The organism is Synechococcus sp. B60.1 (genome assembly GCF_047462555.1).
Classification (GTDB): Bacteria; Cyanobacteriota; Cyanobacteriia; order Thermostichales; family Thermostichaceae; genus Thermostichus.
Genome location: NZ_JANSJN010000013.1, coordinates 13,178 through 15,940 on the forward strand (window position 1 = coordinate 13,178; position 2,763 = coordinate 15,940).

Genomic DNA, 2,763 nt, shown 5'->3' on the forward strand with positions numbered 1-2,763 from the left:
AAAAACCGGGCTGGGCAGGAGGAGGTACCCTGGGGAGAGCTGGCTTTGCTATCTTGCTTTTTATGCTCTCTTTGGATTCCTGCCCTCTATGATTGCTGCCTCGGACTCCATTCCTTCAGCGGATCCGCCCCGCGCTCTTCTGCCGGAGGGGATCGCTCATCTAGACAGCCTCCGCTACAACGAACAGGGTTTGATCCCGGCCATTGTGCAGGACTACCTGGACGGGACGGTGCTGATGATGGCCTGGATGAACCGGGAATCGCTGCAGAAAACGCTGGAGACAGGCCGCACTTGGTTCTGGAGCCGCTCCCGCCAGTCGCTCTGGCCCAAGGGGGAAACTTCTGGCCACGTGCAGTGGGTCAAACAAATCCGCTACGACTGCGACAGCGACGCGCTGGTCATTTTGGTGGAGCAGGTGGGAGATGCGGCCTGCCACACAGGAGCGCGGAGCTGCTTCTTCCGCACCCTCCCAGAGAAGGAAGGGGATCCCATCCCGGCCGCCGATACCCTGTCGCAGGTGTTTGCCGTGATCAAGGCCCGCCAGGCGGATCCCCGTCCCGATTCCTACACCAGCAGCCTGCTGGCCAAGGGAGACAACGCCATCCTGAAAAAACTCGGCGAGGAGACGGCTGAAGTGGTGATGGCAGCAAAAGAGGGGGACAAGACCGCCCTGGCCGACGAGGTGGCGGATCTCTGGTACCACTGCCTCGTGGCTCTTGCTCACTATCAGGTGGATATTCGGGATGTCTATCGCCAACTCCAAGCCCGTCGTTCCCCTCGGTGAAGGGGCTCTGTCCGAGAAGGGGGAGCCGCTTTTGGAGGAGATGGATCACCCCCCACCGTTAGATCAACCGATAGCCAAGATCCACTTGGATTTGCAGGCTGGGCGACGGGGCCAAGTGGATCTGGAGACCGATCGGGAGACTTTGGCCCGTTACCTGCGCGGCCATAGCCAGTGGATCCAGCGCTGCTTCCGGCCATTGCAGGTGGAGCCCCTCTCTGCCGACACCTACAAGCTGCAATTTTTCCGCATGGGTGGGCTGGGGTTTGAGCTGGAGCCCTGCTTTGGGGTGAAGATCTGGCCGGAGGAAGATTACCTGTTTCGGCTGACTTCGACTGAGCTGCCGGGGGAGGCCGCCCTGCCCTATCGGGTAGATTGCCAGGCCAGTTTCCGGCTGGAGGAGCTACCGGGATCCCCTGCCACTACCCGCGTCCACTGGGATCTTCATCTGGATATCCGGCTGCATTTGCCCAAGTTTTTGCAAGTTCTGCCGCGCAAGTTGGTTCAGAGAGTGGGCAGCCAGGTGGTGCAGCAGGTTACCCGCGGCCTCAGCGATCGCTTTACCCACAATGTCTGCAGCGATTTCTATTGCTCCATTGGCCGTCCCCATCACTCCTATCGCTTGGTTGCGGTGGAAGATGGGGCGTGATACCCTATGGGTCAACGTGAGTGAGTTGTCGGTCAGCTTGCTCCGGCAACCGGTGATGGGGTTCACCGTAACCGCCTCAGGCAGGTTCCAAGAATTCTCTAAATCCAAGGCTGAGGCTGATGACTCCTACTCTTCTGGGCAGATCCAGGGGGTGGGAGTCTTTGATCTTGGGTTACCACCCCACAGCCCCCAAGGCTCTACTTCCCTCTGGGCTGCCCTTCACCATCCGGACGGCAAAGAGAGAGGTTTTGTTGATGCTGGGCAGTTGGCTGTGGATCTTAGGGATGGGCTTTTTTGTCGGCCAGATTGGGGGCCGGCTGGGGATGCCGCCGCTAGTGGGGATGATTCTGGTCGGGATCCTGTTGCAAGAGGTCTTGTCCCCAGAGCTGTTGGCGGCAGCCGGGGATCTGCGCCTAGTGGCCGTCACGATCATCCTCATGAGGGCGGGCCTGGGGCTGGATTGGGAAAAGCTGGCCCAGCAGGGATCCGTGGCCCTGCGGCTGGGGTTTTTGCCGGCAGCCTGTGAGGCGGTGGCAGTGGCGCTCTTGAGCCGCTGGATCCTGGGGCTGGATTGGGGGACGGGACTGCTTTTGGGCTGTGTGATTGGGGCGGAGTCGCCGGCGGTGATCGTGCCGGGGATGTTGCGCCTCAAGAGCCTGGGCTGGGGGGTGACCAAAGGGATCCCGGACGCCATTTTGACCGGCAGCGCCCTTTCCGATGTGCTGCTGTTGCTGGGCTTTAGCCTGTTGCTGAGCTTTTTGGGGCAGGGATCTGCCCAGAGCCTTCGCCTGCAGTGGCTGCCGTTCCAGGTGGGGATGGAGATCCTGCTGGGGGTGGCGGTGGGCTACCTGGGGGCGCGGGTTTTGGTGGCCCTCTTGGTGCAGCAGAACTGGACTCGCAACAGCACGCAAGAGGTGCTGCTGGCGGCCTGCCTGGCGCTGGGCTTGGTGCTGGCGTCGCAGGTGTGGCCCTATTTTTCCGGCTACCTGGCGGTGATGGCCCTAGGGTTTTTCCTCGTCCAACTGGATGGGCCGCTGGCGCGGCGGCTGCGGCTTGGGTTCGACGCCCTCTGGACGGTGGCGGAGATCGTGCTGTTTGTCCTGCTGGGAGCCTCTTTGGATCTGCAGGTACTGGGATCCCTGCTCTTGCCCGGTTTGCTGCTTTTGACCCTGAGCCTGCTGTTGGGCCGAGGCCTGGGCTGGTGGCTTTCCACCCTGGGGAGCAACTGGAACTGGCGGGAGCGGCTCTTCTTGCTGCCGGGCAACATGGCCAAAGCCACGGTGCAGGCGGCCATCGGCGGCATCCCCTTAGCCCGGGGGATCCCTGGCGGGGA

The 2,763-nt window shown here is 62.0% G+C and carries 3 protein-coding genes and 1 riboswitch; all 3 genes read left to right on the plus strand.

Annotated elements, in window-relative coordinates:
- The first annotated feature begins 88 nt into the window (after positions 1–88).
- On the plus strand, positions 89–784 hold the full coding sequence (gene hisIE / locus NW863_RS02705; protein WP_414364215.1) for a bifunctional phosphoribosyl-AMP cyclohydrolase/phosphoribosyl-ATP diphosphatase HisIE: 696 nt from the start codon (positions 89–91) through the stop codon (positions 782–784).
- Positions 744–1,430: a DUF1997 domain-containing protein gene (locus tag NW863_RS02710; RefSeq protein WP_414364216.1), complete on the plus strand. Its 687-nt coding sequence runs from the start codon at positions 744–746 to the stop codon at positions 1,428–1,430. The genes hisIE and NW863_RS02710 overlap by 41 nt, the downstream gene beginning before the upstream one ends.
- Positions 1,431–1,472: 42 nt before the next feature.
- A riboswitch (Fluoride riboswitch) is annotated at positions 1,473–1,566 on the plus strand.
- Between the two features lie 148 nt (positions 1,567–1,714).
- A partial coding sequence (locus tag NW863_RS02715) for a cation:proton antiporter (protein WP_414364217.1) occupies positions 1,715–2,763 on the plus strand: 1,049 nt, incomplete at its 3' end.

Bases quoted from the DNA above. Each gene is read 5' to 3' on its own strand.
- hisIE (WP_414364215.1), top strand. From the start codon at position 89: ATGATTGCTGCCTCGGACTCCATTCCTTCAGCGGATCCGCCCCGCGCT.
- NW863_RS02710 (WP_414364216.1), top strand. From the start codon at position 744: ATGTCTATCGCCAACTCCAAGCCCGTCGTTCCCCTCGGTGAAGGGGCT.